The organism is Sphingopyxis flava (assembly GCF_900168005.1).
In the GTDB taxonomy this organism is placed as follows: Bacteria; Pseudomonadota; Alphaproteobacteria; order Sphingomonadales; family Sphingomonadaceae; genus Sphingopyxis; species Sphingopyxis flava.
In genome coordinates this window covers 101,674-119,403 of sequence record NZ_FUYP01000005.1, presented here as the reverse complement: position 1 = coordinate 119,403, position 17,730 = coordinate 101,674, and the positions used below count along the sequence as shown (strand labels likewise).

Sequence of the window (17,730 nt, the reverse complement as noted above, 5' to 3'; positions counted from 1 at the left end):
GAAGCTCAGCGCACCAGCGCCGGTATCTGCGCGAACAGGTCGCGGGTAAAATCGGTCAGCAGGACCAGGATGCTGCCCCCGAAGATCGCGAGGCAGATCGCGGTGACGATCAGCTTGGGCACGAAGCTCAACGTCTGTTCGTTGATCGACGTCGCGGCCTGTACCATCCCCAGCAGCACGCCGACCACGAGCACCGGGATCAGGATCGGCGCCGAGGCGAGCGCGAGAATCCACAGCGACTGCTGGGCGACGCCTATGAAATAATCGGCTTCCATGGGCGCTAGGTCCCGAAGGAGGAGGCGAGCGAGCCCATCGTCAGGGCCCAGCCGTCGACAAGAACGAAGAGCAGCAGCTTGAAGGGCATCGAGATTACCGTTGGCGACAGCATCATCATGCCGAGCGACATCAGCGCCGATGCGACGATCAGGTCGATCACGAGGAAGGGCAGGAAGATCAGAAAGCCGATCTGGAACGCGGTCTTGAGCTCGCTGGTGACGAAGGCGGGCAGCAGGATCGAGAAGGGGACATCCTTGGGGCTGGCGTAAGTGGGCGCCTTCGCGATCTTCGCGAACATCATCAGGTCGGTCTTGCGCGTCTGTGCCATCATGAAGCCATGCAGCGCGTCGCCCGAGCGCACCATCGCTTCGCCGACGTCGATCTGTTCCTGTCCATAGGGTTCGATCGCGACACGGTTCACCTCGCTGATCACCGGCTGCATCACGAAGAGCGACAGAAAAAGGCTGAGGCCCACGAGCACCTGGTTCGGCGGCGTCTGCTGGAGCCCCAGCGCGTGGCGCAGGATCGACAGCACGATGATGATGCGCGTGAAGCTGGTCATCATCAGCAGCAGCGACGGCAGCACCGTCAGCAGGCTCATGAGGAGGAGAATCTGGAGCGACAGCGACAGCGGACGGCCGTCCCCGCCGATTTCGCTCACCGCACGCGACAGGCCATCGGCCGCCTGCGCATGCGCAGCGGGGGCGAGCGCGAACAGCGCGATGCCGCCGGCGAGCGCGGCGGCGCGCAACCAGAGGCGGCGGCGGTCAGCCGACATGGAAATCGCCCTGGCTATTGTCGGCGAGGCGAGTCACGCCGTTGCGCGAGACCGAGAGCAGGATCTGTTGTCCCGCGAATTCGACGACCGCCAGCTTGGTGCCCGGACCGAGCGGCAGCACGCCGACCATTTCGACGGGGCGCCCCTGCTTTTGCTGGCCGAGCGGCACGCCCATCTGGACGCGCTTCCATAACCATAAGCTCCCCCACGCCAGGCCGCCGACGATCGGCAGCAGGATCAGGAGGCGGAGGATATATTCGAGCATCAGGACCTCCGCTCGAAGCCGGTGAGCGCACGGTCAGGCGCGACGACTTCGGCGACCTGTATGCCGTAGCGCCCCTCGACGTTGACGATCTCGCCGCGGGCGATCAGCGTGCCATTGGCATAGATGTCGAGCAGATCGTTCGCCGCGCGGTCGAGTTCGACCACGCTGCCTTCGCCGAGCGTCAGAAGGTCGGCGAGCGCCATCGACGTCGAGCCGACCTCGACCGAGACGCGCAGCGAGACGCCTGCGAGCAGGTCGAAATTGGGCGCGGCGGCGATGCTCTTGCTGTCGCGGCGGTCGCGCGCCGCTTTCGGGGCTTCGCTGATGTCACTCATGGTCCGGTCCTTTTTCGATGCGATCAATCAAGATGGCCGCGTTTCCATTGGCTTCACCGATGCTGCCGGACGCGAAATTGCGGCCGGAGACGGTTATCGGGACATGACGCGGTATGGTTAACGGAATGATATCGCCGACCTCCAAAGACAAAAGTTTTGTCAAGGGGACCTCGGGGCGGGCGAGCACGGAGCGCACCGGCAGGCGCACATCCTTGAGCGCGCGCGACAGGGCAGCGGTCCACGCGGGGTCGCCCGCGGGCTCATCGGCGGGCGCGGGCATCGATTCGACGCCGCTGATCCCGCGCAGCGCCGCAAGCGGATAGGCGCAGAGAATCGTCCGGCCCTCGAAGGGCGCGCCGCGCAAGGTGAAGCGCTGGACGTAGAGGTCGTCGTCGGCGCGGACCGCCTGGAGTTTTTCCGAATCGCAGGTGACGCAGTCGAGTTGCGGTTCGATCCCCATCACTTCGGCCCACGCAGCAGCGAGCTGTTCGCCGACGTCGCGGCCGAGCCGGGCGGCAAAGCGATCCTCGGCATCGGTCAACTCCTCACGCGCGCCGACGAGCTGGCCCTTGCCGCCGTAGAAGACGTCGACGAGCTGCAGGAGCAACGGGCGGTCGGCGGCAAGGAGAACCGGACCCTTGAGCGGCGGCGCGTGATAGCGCCAGAAGATTGCCGGCCCGACGGCTTCGCACCAGTCGGCAAAGCGCATCTGCTCCGCAGTGCCGCGCTCGACTTGCACCGCCGGCGCGCCGAGCGCGCGAACGAGATCGCGCAGCGACCGCGCAAAGCGGTTGGCGATGCCGTCGAGCGCCGGAAAGGCGTAATCATCCTCGGCTTTGCGCAGCAGCAGCGACGCCTTGGCGTCATGGCGCGTGGATTTGGTCCGCGCGGTCACTGGATCACCAGGCTCGTGAAATAGACATTGTCGATGCCGCCGAAGCCTTCCTTCTCGCGCAGCACGCCGTTGATCGCGCCGGTCAGTCGCCGCTGGAGTTGCTGCTTGCCCTGCGAGGTCGAGAGCAGCGCGGGATCCTGTTCGGCGAGCACCATCAGCACGGCCGAGCGGATCGGCACCATCTGGCGCCGGACATTGGCGACGAGCTTGCCGTCGTAGAAGGTGGCAAGGCTGATCCCGACCTGCAGGAAGCCCGACCCGTCGGCGAGATTGGTGGTGAAGGCCTGATCGACCGGGATATAGGTGATCTCATATTTACGGGGATCGACCTTGAAGCGGTCGTTGGGCACCGACACCGTCCCGATTTTCGGCGGCGCCTCTTCCTTGCCGCCCTCGCTGGCAGGCTCTGCGTCGCCCCTTTCGCTCCGCAGGACGAGCTTGGGATAATGATCCTCGGGCTTCGAGGCTTCGGCAGCGAACCCGCCGCCCATATAGATGCCAGCGCCCGCCCCGGCGCCGATCAGCACCGCGCTGCCCAGCGTGAGCAACAAGAGCTTCTTCATCTTGCCGCCCTTCTTGGGGCTTTCGGCTTTGTCCTTCGTCATGGCTCGACCCTTTCAGTTCAGGCGAAGCGGCCGCGGTGTGCGGCGGCGCGGTCTTCGCGATGCGGTTCGGAGCGCGCCTCGACGCGCTCGGCAGCGGTTTCGATGAGGTGGGCGGGGTCATGCGCGGGTGCGCGGCCCTGACCCTGCGAATGGCGACCGGTCTCGCCCGGCGTGCAGGTCACTTCGGCGCCGACGACGCGGACGCCCTGCTGGCGCAGCTCGTCGACAAGCTTGCCCTGAGCTGCGTGGACGACCGTGGCGGTCGCTTCATGCTGGGTGTCGAGTTTCACCGACACGCCGGCATCATCGCTGGTCATCGCGACGTCGAGACGGCCGAGGTGGCGCGGCATCAGGCGAAAGCTGATGTCGCCGCTTTCGGATTTCGTTGCTGCAATGTCCGAGGCGAGCTGCGCGATCCAGGCATCGTCCGACGCGAGATCGAGTGTGCGCTCGGCGACCGGCTCGGCGCTTGCGGGCGCGACGACTCCCGGGCTGTGCGTGGCCGGCTGCGTGAAGATCACGGCCATCGACGCGCCGGAATCGGGGGCGATCGGCTGGGCGCCCTTGCCATCGGCGGTGATCGGCGAGGCAGCCCCCGTCGCCGCGGAGGCGGCCGGTCTGGCTTCGGGCGACGCGATCGCGGGAAGCAGCGGGGCCATGTCGAGGGCGGCATCAGGCTCCGCGGGTGCGCCTTCGTCCTCTGCCCCCCCCTTGGGGGCGTCGATGGCCTGCGCGAGTTTGGCTCCTCCCGTGGTCCCCGAGGGGATCGCGGCAGGGCTGGCGGCAGCAAAGCCGTTGTCGAGCACTGCGAGTAGCGCCGCCGCTGCGGTCGCGCCGCACGCCGGCTGCTGCCCGCCCGGCGCGGCATCGGCCGCCGGCTCGGCCAAGGCCGGGACCTGCGGTGCAGGAGCGTCGCTCGCCTGCACGGGGGCGGCCGCAATGTCGAGCGGCAGTTCGGCGCTATTCGGCAGCACCGGGGCGGCGTTGATCGGCTGCTCGGCGGGAAGCCCCGCGAACAGCCGGTCGAAGCCGGCACCAGGCTCGCCCGCCCGCCCGCCGCCCAATGCGGCGAGAATCGCGGCGACCCCCGCCTGCGCGGGCGCCTGGGGCAGCGCGCTCATCATGCGATGCCGCCTTCGATCAGCCGCAACTGCATGCCACCGCGCGGACGGTGCGGACGGTTGGCGTCGCTGCGGCGCTCCATTTCCTGCTCGGCAGACTTGCGGCCGCGCTCGTACAGGCGCACGGCCGATTCTTCCTTGGCCATCGCGCGGCGGGCGAGCGCGCCCAGCTGGTCGCGGCGGGCGCTCGCGTGGCTCAGCGGCGCGGTCAGATTTTCCTTGGCCATGTCGAGCCGCACCGCAAGCTCGCCGATCGAATTGAGCGCGCGGCCTGCGACCTCGCCCTTGGCCATCGCGAGGTCGACGCGCAGCGTTTCGAGCCGTTTCGCCAGCTCGACCAGGTTGGCAAGCTCGCCATTGGCGCGCGCCAGATTGGCCTCCGCCATCTGATGCTCGACGGAACGCACGCGGATGATACGTTTGCGGCGTGCGGTACGGGTGGTCATGCAGGATATCCTTCGATGAGAGATTGGCGAGAGGTGGAGAAATCGACCTGCGTTCCGGCAGGCTGGGTAACGAACGCGAGCTGGTCGGCGTGGCGGGCGATGGCTTCGTCGAGCACCGGATCGCCGCCGGCGACATAGGCACCCATCAGCATAAGGTCGCGATTTTCCTCGTAGGCCGACCAGAGCTGGCGAAAGCGCGCGGCCGCCGTGAGGTGCGCGGCATCGACCGAGTCGGCCATGGTGCGCGACAGCGAGCGCGCGACGTCGATCGCAGGGTAGACGCCCTGCTCGGCGAGGGTGCGCGACAGGATGATATGCCCGTCGACGATCGCGCGCGCCGAATCGACGACCGGATCCTCGATGTCGCCGCCGTCGGCGAGCACGGTGTAGAGCGCCGTGACCGATCCGCCGGTTTCGCGGTCGATACCCGCGCGTTCGCAGAGCGAGGGGATGAGCGCGAAGACCGAAGGGGGATAGCCTTTCATCGTCGGCGGCTCGCCCAGCGTCAGCCCGATCTCGCGCTGCGCGTGCGCGACGCGGGTCAGGCTGTCGATCAGCAGCAGCACCTTCTTGCCTTCGTGGCGAAACGCCTCGGCGATCGCGGTCGCGCGCATCGCGGCGCGCAGGCGAAGCAGCGGCGGATGATCGGCGGGCACAGCGACGACGACCGATTTCTTGCGCACGGCGGGCGTCAGCTTGGTTTCGACGAAATCGCTGACCTCGCGGCTGCGTTCGCCGATCAGGCCGACGACGATCACGTCGCATTCGGTGCCCGCGATCATCTGGCCCATCAGCACCGATTTGCCGACGCCTGACCCCGCGACGATCGCGACGCGCTGGCCTTCCCCGACGGTGAGCAGCCCGTTGATGGCGCGCACCCCCATGTTGAGCGGCTTTGTGACGCGCCCGCGGCGCAGCGGATTGACCTTGCGTCCGGCGAGCGGCCACTGGAACTGCGATTTGACCGGCGGACGGCCGTCGAGCGGATTGCCCTGCGCATCCATGATGCGGCCCAGAAGAGCCTTGCCGACGGGCACCATGCTCGATGCCCCATGCGGTTCGACCGGCGCACCGGTGACAAGCGGCTGGTTGGTATCGAAGGGCAGGACGAGGCTGCGGTGGCCGCGAAAGCCGACGACCTCGCCGTTCACATAATCGCCGCTTGCCGACTTGATGCGGATATTGCTGCCGAGCGGCTGCGGAAAGCCCGAGACTTCGAGCATGATCCCCTCGTGAGCGACCAGCGTGCCGATACGGCGCGGGCTTGCCTTGGCGAGGTCGATCGGCGCGAGCAGCTGCTGCGCGGTCATGGCGAGGCGGCGCGTCACGCGCGATCTTCCGCGCGGCCGAGCGCGGCCCGCAGCTCGTCGAGGTAGACCGACCGGCCGTGCTCGATCCAGCCGGCCGAGGTTTCGATGCGGACGGTGCCGCGCATCATCGACGGATCGGCCTCGACCGGCAGCGTCAGCGGGCTGTCGACGAGCAGCGCTGCGTCGGCGGGGTGAACCCACAGGGTGCGCGCCTTGTCGCATTCGGCGATCATCGCCGCGGCCGTTTCGGCCTGCGCCGTGAGCCAGGCGGCGTCGATCGGCGCCGCGGCGACGATCTGGCGGACGAGCCGCTCGACCGTCTCGGCGATCATCTGCGCGAGCTCCTCGCTCGATTCGTCCTGCAGCGCCTCGGCCGCGGCGACCAGCGCGAGCAGCTGGTGGCGCTCGGCGGCGAAGGCGGCTTCGGCAAGGCGCTGGCCCTCGGCAAGGCCGAGCGCGAACGGGTCCTGCGCGGGCTCGCTCGCGGCGGGCTCGCTGACCTCCTGCGGCGCCTCGGCGACCGTCATCGCGGGCTCGAACGAGCGCGGGCGGAATCCGCTTGAGCGCGCCATCGCGGCGGTCAGCGCGATCGGGGCGAAGCCGGTTTCGATGCTGCGGTCAGACATAATCGTCGGCTCCGCCCGCAATCACGATCTCGCCGGCCGCCGCCATCTGGCGGACGACTTGCATGATGCTCTTCTGCGCATCCTCGACGTCGGTGCGCTTGACCATCGTCATTTCGGCCATCTCGTCGCGGATTGTTTCCGACGCGCGCTTCGACATCGTCGACAGGCAAAGGTCGGCCATCGCCTCGTCGGCGCCCTTGAGCGCGAGCGCGAGCTGCGCGGCGTCGACCGCGCGCAGCACGGTCCCGAGGCTGCGCATGTCGAGGTCGCGCAGATTGTCGAAGACGAACATTTCTTCCTCGATCGTCTGGGCGAGCTGGCGGTCGTGCTTCTTGAGCGCGCGGATCGTCCGTTCGGACAGATACCGCGGCATCACCTTCATGATCTTGGCGACGTCGCTGGGGCCGCCGATCGGCTGCTTGGCGACGCGCTGGCCGCCGACATTGGCCGCGGCGAGGACGGCTTCGAGGTCTTCGATCGCGGCGGCCGGCACAGCATTCAGCATCGCGGCCCGCAGCACGAGATCGGCCTGCAGTCCTTCGTCAAGGGTCTCGATCGCGCGCGCGGCGACATCGGGTACGAGCACCGAAAGGATCAGCGCGCCGACCTGCGGATGCTCGCTGGCGAGCAGCGCGCTGATCGCATCGACATCCATCCAGCGCAGCATCTCGAGTGATGCCGCGCTCGACTGCGGGGCAACCGCGGCAAGAATATTGTCGGCGCGGACATTGCCGACAGCCTGATTGATCACGGTGCGAATGCGCGTGTCGGCACCGACCGCGAGCGCGCTCACCGAGCGGCTGCGGGTCACAAAGCGGTCGAGCGCCTGGTCGATCTCGCTCTCGGTCGCACTCGCGGTGTCGAACATCGCCTTCGCGAGCTGGCGGACCTCGTCGGGACCCAGATGCTTGAGGATCGCGGCCGCCTCGCTTTCGTCGAGCAGCATGAGGAGGATCGCGGCGGACGCCGAGCCGTCCACTGGCTGGGCCGGGGCGACGCCGAGGGCGGGGTCGAGCTCAGCCACGGGCGCCCTCCTGCATCAACTGGCGCACGACGAGCGCGGCGCGGGCCGAGTCCTGGCGGACGAATTCGCGGACCAGATTGGCGCGCGCCTCATAGCTCGGCGCGGCTTCGATCATTTCGAGCGTGATCTCGCGCTCCGCCCGGCGGTTGCCGAGCGCCGGCGGTGCGTCGGTGGCGGCGAGGAGGGATTCTTCGAGCGCGGCGTCGCGTTCGGCGCGCGCCGCGGCCCGCGCCTTCGCGGATTTGATCAGCGGACGGCCGATGAACAGAAAGGCCAGCACCGCGGCAAGAATTGCGCCGAGTTGCTTGACCAGCGGCAGAAACCAGCCCTGGTCCCAGAAAGCGGGGCTTGCATCTTCGATCTTGGCGAAGGGACGCTGGCCGATGGCGACCATATCGCCGCGCGCAGCATCGAAGCCGATCGCGCCCTTCACCAGATTGTCGATCTTGGCGAGGTCAGCCTGACCCAGCGCCTTGCTCCCCTGATTGAGCGCCACCGCCACGGAAACGCGGCGGAGGCGGCCCTGCGGCTGGTGCGTCACCGAAATTTCGCGGCCGACCTCATAGGATCGCGCGGCGCGTTCGTTGCTTTCGGTACCGGGAGCCGCCGGGGTTCCAGCGGCGGTCGGGGTCTGCGACAGGCTGGTCGCCGGCGGCGGCTGGTTCGACAAGGCCCCGGGGATGCCGACTGCCGGCGGAGCGCCCTGACCGCTGACCGATTTGGTGATCTGTTCGCTGGTCAGCGCCCGGTCGTTCTCGGGAAAGCTCTCGCGCGTCGCCTGGCTTTCGGACATGTCGACGTCGGCGTGGACCTCGACCGTATAATTGCCCGCGCCGAGCATGGGGCCGAGCAGCGTGTCGAGCGCGCGGCGATAGCGGTCTTCCATCTGCGTCTGGAGCTGAAAGGCCTGCATGTCGCTCGACGTTGCGGCGTCGGACAGCAGCGCGCCGCGCTGGTCGATCACCGACACCTGATCGGCATTCATGCCGGGCACCGAGGAGGCGACGAGAAAGCGGATCGCCTGCACCTGCCCGTCGGAAAGCGAGCGGCCGTTTTGCAGCGTCAGCATGACCGAGGCCGTCGCCGGCTTGTCTTCGCGGACGAACAGGCTGGGCTCGGCGGCGGCGATATGGATGCGCGCGCTCTTCACCGCGTCGATCGCTTCGATCGTGCGCGCCAGGTCGGCCTCGCGCGCGGCGCGCAGCGTCTCGCCCTCGATCGCGCGGCTCGAGCCCATCGGCAACGCGGCGATCAGGCTGTCGCCGCTGGGCTGCGCCTTGGGCAGACCCTGGCCCGCGAGGGCGATGCGCGCCTGATAGAGCTTGTCGGCATCGACGGTCAGCGCGCCGGTAACGGGGTCGATCGTATGACCAATGCCCTGCGACTGCAGCGCGCCGGCGACCGCCGCCTTGTCGGCGTCGTCGAGCCCCGCGAACAGCTGCGCCTGCGGGGCGGCCTGCATTGTGAAATAAGCGAGCGCGGCGATGCCGATCGCCGAAGTCATCGCGATCGCGGGAAGCGCGCGCTGGACCGCGGGTTGGCGGACGAACTGGCGGAATGGCTCGATCCGGCCCGCAAGGGCGGGGACCGGAAAGCGGCCGGCGTCGGGAACGGGCGCAAGGATCTGGGTATCGGCCATCGGTTACACCGGCATGTTCATGATGTCGCGGTAGGCGGAGAGCAGCTTGTTGCGCACCTGCAGCGTCGTCTCGAAACCAAGCGAGGCCTTCTGGCGCTCGATCATCACGCTGACGATGTCGTGGGTGTCGCCCCGCTCATAGGCCTCGCTGAGGTCGCTTGCGCGCCCCTGCTGGGCGTTGACCTGCTGCAGCGCGGCCGAGATTGCCGAACCGAAATCGGGCGTTTCTCCGCTGCCTTCGATGCCGCCGGTTGCAGCGCCGCGGCCCGCAGCGCGTTGCAGCGCCTGGTTCTGGCTGAGGATCGAACTGCGCATTTGCAGCAGTCGGCTCTGGTCGATCGTGCTCATCTCTCTCATCCGTCCTGGGCGCGGCGGGTCGCCACGCGCCAAAAGAAGAAAGCAAAGTGCGTGCCAGAATTTTTAATAGATATATTTCAATATGTTGATGACGATCTCCATGGAAAGATGGCACCGCGCGGCAAATTTTTGACACGCCGGGCTTAAAGGTCGGCGCGCCGTGCCGTTACAGGCTCTCGTGACCGCTCAGTGAGCCCTCACACTACGGGAATGGCCCTTGGGGGGCTGGAAAGGAAGACCATGACTGTCATCAACACGAATGTGAGCGCGCTTCGCGCCCAGAATAATTCGCGCGTCGCGAACCGCATGCAGTCGCAGGCGATGGAACGTCTGTCGAGCGGCAAGCGGATCAACAGCGCGAAGGACGACGCCGCCGGCCTCGCCATCGCGACCCGCATGGACGCCAATGTCCGCGGTCTCAATCAGGCGGTTCGCAACGCGAACGACGGCATTTCGCTCGCGCAGACCGCCGAAGGCGCGATGGGCAACATCTCGAACATTCTCGTTCGCATGCGCGAACTGGCGGTGCAGGCGGCGAACGGCACGCTCGGTGACGATGACCGCGCTGCGATCCAGACCGAAGTCACCGCGCTGGTGTCGCAGATCGGCGATATTGCGACCCGCACCACGTTCAACGGTACCGACCTCCTTGCGGGCGGGGCGTCGATCGACATCCAGACCGGCGTCAACAGCGGTGAGAAGGTGACGATCGCGATCGCCGACCTTCAGGCCAGCGCGATTGGTGCGGTGGAGGACGCCGACAGCGATCCCGACACGGCGCCGACTCTCGTCGCCGGTTCGGCGGTTTCGGATATCAGCCTTGCGACGGCGGCTGACGCTTCGGATGCGCTCGCCATCCTCGACGGCGCGATCCAGACGGTCGCGACGCAGCGTGCGAACCTTGGTGCGCAGCAGAACCGCCTCGAGGCGACCGTCGACAATCTGACGTCGACCGTCACCAACCTCGCCGACGCCAAGTCGCGCATCGAGGACGCCGACTTCTCGGCCGAATCGACCAACCTCGCTGCCGCCAGCATCCTTGCCCAGGCCTCGACCGCGATGCTCGCCCAGGCGAACCAGAGCCAGCAGGGCGTAATGAACCTGCTTCGCTAAGGCGCATAATATCGGGCTGTTCTTTCGCGGCCCGGAACAGATGCCCCGGCCCCACGGCCGGGGCATTTTCTTTGCGGGAAGGGGTCGTCCGCCGCAGGTCGCCATTTTTTTGACACTGGCGCTTAAGTCCCGTCGCATTCTGCCGTCATTGTCTTCGTGAAGCTCACCGAGCCGCACGCCACGGGAATGGCCCAGTGGGGCCGGAAAGGAAGACCATGACTGTCATCAACACGAATGTGAGCGCGCTTCGCGCCCAGAATAATTCGCGCGTCGCGAACCGCATGCAATCGCAGGCGATGGAACGTCTGTCGAGCGGCAAGCGGATCAACAGCGCGAAGGACGACGCCGCCGGCCTCGCCATCGCGACCCGCATGGACGCCAATGTCCGCGGTCTCAATCAGGCGGTTCGCAACGCGAACGACGGCATTTCGCTCGCGCAGACCGCCGAAGGCGCGATGGGCAACATCTCGAACATCCTCGTTCGCATGCGCGAGCTGGCGGTGCAGGCGGCGAACGGCACGCTCGGTGACGATGACCGCGCTGCGATCCAGACCGAAGTCACCGCGCTGGTGTCGCAGATCGACGACATCGCCAGCCGTACGACCTTCAACGGCACCGACCTCCTGAAAGGCGATGCAACGGACCCGACCGATCCGGTGACGATTTCGATCCAGACCGGCCTCAACGACGGCGAGACGGTCGACGTCTCGATCAAGGCGCTGACCGCCGAGGCCCTCGGCGTCCATGATGGCACCGACCCGATTGATCTGTCGACTGCGTCGTCTGCCTCGACGGCGCTCGCGACGCTCGACACGGCCATTCAGACGGTCGCGACCGAACGCGCCAATCTTGGTGCGCAGCAGAACCGCCTCGAGGCGACCGTCGACAATCTGACGTCGACCGTCACCAACCTCGCCGACGCCAAGTCGCGCATCGAGGACGCCGACTTCTCGGCTGAATCGACCAAGCTCGCCGCCGCCGGCATCCTCGCTCAGGCGTCGACCGCGATGCTCGCCCAGGCGAACCAGAGCCAGCAGGGCGTGATGAACCTGCTCCGCTAAGGCGCATAATATCGGGCTGTGTCTTTCACTGCCCGGAACGAGATGCCCCGGCCCCCACGGCCGGGGCATTTTCTTTGGGCTGGTTCCGCTCGCAGCCGCCCATCTGGCAAAGGAAGGCCTCAATGAAAGTCCCGCGACCGGGGCAGGATACGGACATTGCGCGGGTGGCCATGCTTCGCGGCATAGTCCCGGGGCGGCTGCGGATGCTTGACCTCGTCGGCGCGGCAGACCTCGGGATCGAAACGCCGGTCGCTGCCCAGCGTATCGAGCATCGCCGTCCGGTCGATAATGCGCGTCGCCATCAGATGGACGACGCCCTCCTTGCTCCGCTGCACCTCGCCTTCGACCAGCATCAGCCGCGACGCCATGACGGCACGGCGATAGCGTTCGAAATGCCGTGCCCATAAGAGGACATTGACGATTCCGCCTTCATCCTCGAGCGTGATGAACACTGCATTGCCCTTGCCGGGCCGCTGGCGGATCAGCACGATCCCGGCAGTACGGACGATCAGCCCGTTCTTCGCCGCCGCGGTCTCGCGGCAGCTCAGCACGCCTTCTTTCGCAAAGGCGCGGCGCAGGAAGGCCATTGGATGGCCCTTCAGCGACAGCCGCGTCGTCTGGTAATCGGTCAGCACATGCTCGACGAGCGGAGTCGGGGGGAGCTTCGCATCCGCCTCCGCGCCCAGTTCGTCCGCGCCCGCAGCGCCGAACAGCGGCAGGATCCCCTGCCGTACCCGCCGCGCCTCCCACAGGGCCGGGCGCCGCTCGCTCCCCATCGACCGGCAGGCATCGGCTTCGGCGAGCAGCCGCAGCGCGCGGGGAGGCAGGGCGGCGCGGCGCGCCAGCTCCTCGACGCTGGCAAGGGGACGGTCGCGCGCCTCGACGATCTGCCTCGCCCAGTCCTCGCGAAACCCGTCGACCTGGCGGAACCCCAGCCGCAGCGCGAGATCGCCGTCGGCGCGCCGCTCAAGGCTATTGTCCCACCCGCTCGCATTCACATCGACCCCGCGCACCTCGACACCATGCTCGCGCGCATCGCGAACGAGCTGCGCGGGCGCATAGAAGCCCATCGGCTGCGAATTGAGCAGGCCGCAGGTGAAGACGGCGGGGTGATAATGCTTGATCCATGACGAGACATAGACGAGCCGCGCAAAGGACTGGGCATGGCTTTCGGGAAAACCATAGCTGCCGAACCCCTCGATCTGCTTGAAACAGCGTTCGGCGAATTCCTGTTCATAGCCGCGGCGAACCATGCCACCGATCATCTTGTCGCGGAAATCGTCGATCGTTCCCACATTGCGAAATGTCGCCATCGCGCGGCGCAGGCCATTGGCTTCCTCGGCGGTGAAACCGGCGGCCACCATCGCCAGCTTCATCGCCTGTTCCTGGAACAGCGGGACGCCGAAGGTCTTTTTGAGCACGTCGTAAAGCTCATCGGGATCGTGCGGCGGCGCAGGGGAAGGGAATTGGACCTTCTCTTGCCCGTTCCGCCGCTTCAGATAGGGGTGCACCATGTCGCCCTCGATCGGGCCGGGGCGGACGATCGCTACCTGCACGACGAGATCGTAGAATTCCCGGGGTTTGAGCCGCGGCAGCATGTTGATCTGAGCGCGGCTTTCGACCTGGAACACGCCGATGCTGTCGCCTTTGCAGAGCATAGCATAAACGGCGGAATCGCTGGCATCGATGTCGAGTTCCAGCGTCTTGTCGCCCAGGCCATGCTCGCGCATCAGGTCAAAGCATTTGCGAATGCAGGTCAGCATTCCGAGCGCGAGCACGTCGACCTTCATCAGCCCGAGCGCGTCGATGTCGTCCTTGTCCCATTCGATAAAGGTGCGGTCTTCCATCGCGGCATTATGGATCGGTACCAGCTCGTCGAGCCGGCCTTCGGTCAACACGAAGCCCCCGACATGCTGCGATAGATGCCGCGGCGCCTTCAGCAGTTCGCCAACGAAGCGGTGCAGCCGCTCGATCTCGCCATTCGAGGGGTCGAGCCCGGCCTCGATCAGCCGCTCGACGGGCACCTCGTTGCCCCAGCTTCCCCAGCTCGTGTCGGCGAGCCGTGCGGTCACATCCTCGCTGAAGCCGAGCGCCTTGCCGACCTCGCGGATCGTGCTGCGCGGGCGGTAATGGATGACAGTCGCGGCAATCCCGGCGCGGTTGCGGCCATATCGCTCATAGATATGCTGAATCACCTCCTCGCGCCGCTCATGCTCGAAATCGATATCGATATCGGGCGGTTCGTCGCGCTCGGCCGACATGAAGCGCGAGAAGAGCAGTTCGTGCTGCATCGGGTCGACCGAGGTGACGCCGAGCAGGAAGCAGACGATCGAATTGGCGGCCGATCCGCGCCCCTGGCAGAGGATCGGCGGATCCTGCGCCCGCGCGAAACGGACGAGATCGTAGACGGTCAGGAAATAATAGACATAGCTCCGGCGCCGGATCAGCCGCAGCTCGTTCCCGAGGAGCTTGCGGACCTTGGGCGGCAGCGGCGTCCCATAGCGCTTCTCCGCCGCCGTCTTCACCAGATGGTGAAGATAGTTGAACGGCTTCCAGCCCGGCGGCACCGGTTCGTGCGGATATTCGTAACGCAGGTCGTCGAGGCGGAAGCGGATGCGCGCGGGCAGTTTCGTGCTTTCCTCGACCGCTTTGGGACAGGCGCTAAAGAGCCGCTTCATCTCCCCGGGCGCCTTCAGATAGCGCTCGCCATTGGCGCGCAGCAGACGGCCCGCCTTCTGGACCGTCACTCCCTCCCGGATACAGGTGATGATGTCGTGAAGCGGGCGCTGCGCGGCGGCGGCATAGAGCGCGTCGTTGGTTGCGAGCAACGGGACGCCGGTCGCGGCCGACAGGCGCTGGCGTTCGGCGAGTCGCCGCGCGTCGCTGCCGGTGCGCGGCATGGTGGCCGCCAGCCACACCGACTTCGGTCGCGCCTGCTTGAGCGTTCGCAACAGCGCCGCGTCGCCGTCCATTGCGATCAGCAGCAGATCGTCGCAACAGGCGAGCAGATCATCAAGGTACAGGACGCAGTCGCCTTTTTGCGCGCGCAAATTGCCGGTCGACAGCAGCCGCGTCAGCCGCCCCCAGCCATGCCGGCTGACCGGATAGGCGACGATGTCGGGGGTGCCGTCGGCGAAGGCGAGGCGCGCGCCGACCACCAGTCGGAAGCCCTCCACCATCCACGGCTTTTTGACCTGCAGCTCTTTCAGAAAAGCCCACGCCCGCACCACCCCGGCGACGCTGTTGCGGTCGGCAATGCCGATGCCGCTCATGCCGAGCGTTATCGCTTCCGCCACCATTTCGGCAGGGTGCGAGGCGCCGCGGAGGAAGCTGTAGTTGGTCGCGGCGACCAGCTCGGCAAAGGCGGGCGGGGTGTCGGGCTCGCTCATGCGAACAGCCCGTGGATGTACCAGCGCGGATCGGGCTTTTCCTCATAGAGCCCGTGGCGGAACAGCCAGTAGCGGCGGCCGCGGTCGTCCTCGATGCGGTAATAGTCGCGGGTCAGCCCCTTGTTGTCGCGACGGCGCCACCATTCGGCGGCGATGCGCTCGGGTCCTTCGTAGCGGCGCACCGCGTGCAGCGCGCGGCGCCAGCGAAAGCGCTGCGGTGGGCCATCGGGGACTTCGGCGATCACCTCGATCGGCTGCGGCGGGTCGAAGAGCCAGAAGGGACGCAGCGGGGGTTCGCCGGGTGCGGGTGCGGGCCAGGCTTGCGGCGGCGGCGCGTCGATCGCAGGGAGTTCGAGCTGTGCCTGTTCGGGAATATGCGTGTCGGCGGGTCGGTATCGCCGCACTCGTCCGCGCCCGAGCCGGGTCGCGAGCCGGTCGGCGAGTTCGTCCATCGCGGGCGCGCGCGCCGCGCCGCCTTCGAGCCGGAGCTGGCTTGCGTCGAACGGCTCGATCCGCGGCACGGCGAGGCGGATCGTGTCGAAGCCGAATCCGGGGTCGATCGGATCGCGCAAGGCATCGATCCGTTCGGCGAACAGGCGCATCACCAGCGCGGCGTCGCGCGTCGGCGTCCCGGTCTCGACCGCGATCGTCCGCGCCAGGCCATCGCTGCGAAAGAAGGTGGCGCGAAAATCGCGCCCGCCCTTGCCCCGTTCGGCCAGCGCTTCGATCGCTTCGTCCGCCAGTTCAGCGAGCACGCCCATCGCGTGCGGGGCACTCGCGACGGGCTCGGCAAAGCGGCGCTCGGCGGCGACAGGCGGCGGCGTCAGCCGCGGGGCGAGCGGGCTGGGGGCGTCGCCGGTCAGGCGGCGCAGCGCCGTCGCGGCCCCGGCGCCGAAGCGGGCGGCGAGGCTTGCCATCGGCCGGCTCGAGAGGTCGCCGATCGTCTTGAGCCCGGCGCGGGTGAGCGCGCGCGTTGCCTCGGCATCGAGTTCGAGCGCCGCGACCGGCAGCCGCCGGATCGCCGCCGCCTCGTCGGGGGCGGGCGGCGCCGGGTAGCGCGCGAGTGCGCGTGCCGCGTCGGCGGTGGGGCCGAGCGCCGCGCGCACGGTCATACCCGTCCGCTCGAGCCGTGCCTCGGCATCGGCGACCAGCGCCCCCTCGCCGCCGAACAGATGCGCGGCGCCGGCGATGTCGAGGATCAGCCCGTCGGGCGGGTCGAGCGCGACGAGCGGCGTATAGCGCGCGCAGCCCTGCGCGAGCCGGTCGAGCCAGTCGCGGTCGCGCGCCGGATCGTGCGGTTCGACGAGGAGATCCTGCACCTGCGCCCGCGCGTCGGCGAGCGCTATGCCGGGGGCAAGGCCGAGCGCGGCGGCGCGCGCGTCGACGCTCGCAAGACGCAGCGCTCCGCGCTGCTTCTCGGCAAAGACGAGCGGGGCGTCAGGCGGCCTCGGCGCCGTGCGGCTCCAGCGCTCGGCGGGAAGCCAGGGGAAGAACAGCGCCAGATAGCGCCGCGTCGCGGAAGGCTTGATCGTCACGGTTCCACTCCAGCCGCCAGCGCCCGCCCGCAGGACCGGCGCGCCAGCGCAGCAATTCAAGGTCGAAGGCGGGCGCACCCGGCGCGTTCGCCTCCAGTTCGCGCGAGGGCGCCGCCGCGATGCGCCAGCGCGTGTCGGCAACGCTCGGCGCGGGTTCGGCCCCCAGGCGCAAGAGCAGCAGCACCGTCCCGGCGTCGCGCGCACCGAGCGCGAGCCGCCGCCCGGCGGTCAGGTCGAGCGCGGGCAGGCGCCCCCGGCTTTCGACGACGACCGCCGCCGAGCCGTGGCAACGGAGCGCATCATTGGCCGCGGCGAGCAGCGCCTTCGTGTCCGCCGTCTCGACGAGCAGCAGCCGGTCGGGGTCACCGCCAAGCTCGGCGATGCCGGGTGCGTAGAGGTGCCCGCCCTGCCGCGCGGCGTCGGCGGTTCGGAGCCAGAAGAGCGGCGCCGTGCCCCCGCCGCGCAGTGCGAGCAGCGCCGCGAAGGCGGCGGCGGTGGCGGCGTCGAGCGGGTCGGCGAATATCTCGTGCACCCGTCCGACCGCGAGTCCGCCGCCCAGCGCGGCGTCGAACCCCGCGTGCCCGCTCGCAAGCCAGCCCTCGGCGCGCGCACCGGACAGCCCGCCGGAAGCAGCGATCCGGGCGACGCGGCGGCGAAGCCCGGCGAGAGGGGAAGACGACTCGCGCATAGCATGTTCTCTATATGTTCTATTAGCGCGCGAGTCTCGCTGCTTGTCAAGGCGCCGGTCCTTGGAGAGGAAAATCGGGGCGCTGCGCGCGCGAAAATTGCTAGCTTGTCAAACTTGTCGCTCCCCTCAGCTATCATAATAGCCGCTTCCTATTTTGGGGTGCCGGGGCGCCTTTATGCGGCGCCGGTGGCGGGGTCTGTCTACAAAGTCAAAGAGTAGTGTTGTGGAGTGTGAAGGCTGTCACGGCGGTACAATCCAGGAAAGCGC

General features: G+C 67.9%; 18 protein-coding genes. 2 read left to right on the top strand and 16 right to left on the bottom strand.

Annotated features, from left to right (window positions below; genetic code table 11):
* Positions 1 to 5: 5 nt before the first annotated feature.
* Genes B5X69_RS05565 through fliE form a run of 13 tightly spaced genes read right to left on the bottom strand, consistent with a single transcriptional unit; the run spans position 6 to position 9,668 of the window.
* On the bottom strand, positions 6 to 275 hold the full coding sequence (locus tag B5X69_RS05565) for a flagellar biosynthetic protein FliQ (RefSeq protein ID WP_053555509.1): 270 nt from the start codon (positions 273 to 275) through the stop codon (positions 6 to 8).
* Positions 276 to 280: 5 nt separating this feature from the next.
* Positions 281 to 1,054: a flagellar type III secretion system pore protein FliP gene (gene fliP / locus B5X69_RS05560; RefSeq protein WP_079637701.1), complete on the bottom strand. Its 774-nt coding sequence runs from the start codon at positions 1,052 to 1,054 to the stop codon at positions 281 to 283.
* The gene (locus B5X69_RS05555; protein WP_079637700.1) at positions 1,044 to 1,319 is read right to left on the bottom strand and encodes a flagellar biosynthetic protein FliO; all 276 of its coding nucleotides are present in this window, start codon (positions 1,317 to 1,319) and stop codon (positions 1,044 to 1,046) included. The genes fliP and B5X69_RS05555 overlap by 11 nt, the downstream gene beginning before the upstream one ends.
* Positions 1,319 to 1,654 (bottom strand): flagellar motor switch protein FliN, encoded by a 336-nt coding sequence (gene fliN, locus B5X69_RS05550; protein ID WP_079637699.1) that lies wholly within the window; start codon positions 1,652 to 1,654, stop codon positions 1,319 to 1,321. Before fliN ends, B5X69_RS05555 begins: the two co-directional genes overlap by 1 nt.
* A complete protein-coding gene (locus B5X69_RS05545; protein WP_079637698.1) occupies positions 1,647 to 2,549 on the bottom strand; it encodes a flagellar motor switch protein FliM in 903 nt (300 codons plus the stop codon). Before B5X69_RS05545 ends, fliN begins: the two co-directional genes overlap by 8 nt.
* A complete protein-coding gene (locus B5X69_RS05540) occupies positions 2,546 to 3,154 on the bottom strand; it encodes a flagellar basal body-associated FliL family protein (protein ID WP_079637697.1) in 609 nt (202 codons plus the stop codon). Before B5X69_RS05540 ends, B5X69_RS05545 begins: the two co-directional genes overlap by 4 nt.
* A gap of 17 nt (positions 3,155 to 3,171) precedes the next feature.
* Positions 3,172 to 4,275, bottom strand: coding sequence for a flagellar hook-length control protein FliK (locus B5X69_RS05535; RefSeq protein ID WP_139375672.1), 1,104 nt, complete (start codon positions 4,273 to 4,275; stop codon positions 3,172 to 3,174).
* Complete coding sequence (locus B5X69_RS05530) at positions 4,275 to 4,721, bottom strand: hypothetical protein (protein ID WP_079637695.1); 447 nt, start codon at positions 4,719 to 4,721, stop codon at positions 4,275 to 4,277. Before B5X69_RS05530 ends, B5X69_RS05535 begins: the two co-directional genes overlap by 1 nt.
* Positions 4,718 to 6,049, bottom strand: coding sequence for a FliI/YscN family ATPase (locus B5X69_RS05525; protein ID WP_079637694.1), 1,332 nt, complete (start codon positions 6,047 to 6,049; stop codon positions 4,718 to 4,720). Before B5X69_RS05525 ends, B5X69_RS05530 begins: the two co-directional genes overlap by 4 nt.
* A complete protein-coding gene (locus B5X69_RS05520) occupies positions 6,046 to 6,657 on the bottom strand; it encodes a FliH/SctL family protein (RefSeq protein ID WP_079637693.1) in 612 nt (203 codons plus the stop codon). The genes B5X69_RS05525 and B5X69_RS05520 overlap by 4 nt, the downstream gene beginning before the upstream one ends.
* Positions 6,650 to 7,681: a flagellar motor switch protein FliG gene (gene fliG, locus B5X69_RS05515; RefSeq protein WP_079637692.1), complete on the bottom strand. Its 1,032-nt coding sequence runs from the start codon at positions 7,679 to 7,681 to the stop codon at positions 6,650 to 6,652. The genes B5X69_RS05520 and fliG overlap by 8 nt, the downstream gene beginning before the upstream one ends.
* Complete coding sequence (gene fliF, locus B5X69_RS05510; protein ID WP_079637691.1) at positions 7,674 to 9,320, bottom strand: flagellar basal-body MS-ring/collar protein FliF; 1,647 nt, start codon at positions 9,318 to 9,320, stop codon at positions 7,674 to 7,676. Before fliF ends, fliG begins: the two co-directional genes overlap by 8 nt.
* 3 nt (positions 9,321 to 9,323) lie before the next feature.
* On the bottom strand, positions 9,324 to 9,668 hold the full coding sequence (gene fliE, locus B5X69_RS05505) for a flagellar hook-basal body complex protein FliE (protein ID WP_079637821.1): 345 nt from the start codon (positions 9,666 to 9,668) through the stop codon (positions 9,324 to 9,326).
* Positions 9,669 to 9,917: 249 nt separating this feature from the next.
* Between fliE and B5X69_RS05500 the strand changes: the two genes are divergently transcribed.
* Both B5X69_RS05500 and B5X69_RS05495 read left to right on the top strand, forming a co-directional pair.
* Positions 9,918 to 10,790 carry a flagellin N-terminal helical domain-containing protein gene (locus B5X69_RS05500; RefSeq protein ID WP_079637690.1) on the top strand — a complete coding sequence of 291 codons (873 nt, stop codon included), beginning with the start codon at positions 9,918 to 9,920 and terminating at the stop codon, positions 10,788 to 10,790.
* Positions 10,791 to 11,005: 215 nt separating this feature from the next.
* Entirely contained in the window at positions 11,006 to 11,851 is an 846-nt protein-coding gene (locus tag B5X69_RS05495) for a flagellin N-terminal helical domain-containing protein (RefSeq protein ID WP_079637689.1), read from the top strand.
* A gap of 119 nt (positions 11,852 to 11,970) precedes the next feature.
* Here B5X69_RS05495 and B5X69_RS05490 read toward each other — a convergent pair whose 3' ends face one another.
* Genes B5X69_RS05490 through B5X69_RS05480 form a run of 3 tightly spaced genes read right to left on the bottom strand, consistent with a single transcriptional unit; the run spans position 11,971 to position 17,463 of the window.
* Positions 11,971 to 15,240, bottom strand: a complete 3,270-nt coding sequence (locus B5X69_RS05490; RefSeq protein ID WP_079637688.1) for an error-prone DNA polymerase — start codon at positions 15,238 to 15,240, stop codon at positions 11,971 to 11,973.
* Positions 15,237 to 16,775, bottom strand: a complete 1,539-nt coding sequence (locus B5X69_RS05485) for a Y-family DNA polymerase (protein WP_245798614.1) — start codon at positions 16,773 to 16,775, stop codon at positions 15,237 to 15,239. Before B5X69_RS05485 ends, B5X69_RS05490 begins: the two co-directional genes overlap by 4 nt.
* The gene (locus B5X69_RS05480) at positions 16,678 to 17,463 is read right to left on the bottom strand and encodes an ImuA family protein (RefSeq protein ID WP_079637687.1); all 786 of its coding nucleotides are present in this window, start codon (positions 17,461 to 17,463) and stop codon (positions 16,678 to 16,680) included. Before B5X69_RS05480 ends, B5X69_RS05485 begins: the two co-directional genes overlap by 98 nt.
* Positions 17,464 to 17,730 lie beyond the last annotated feature (267 nt).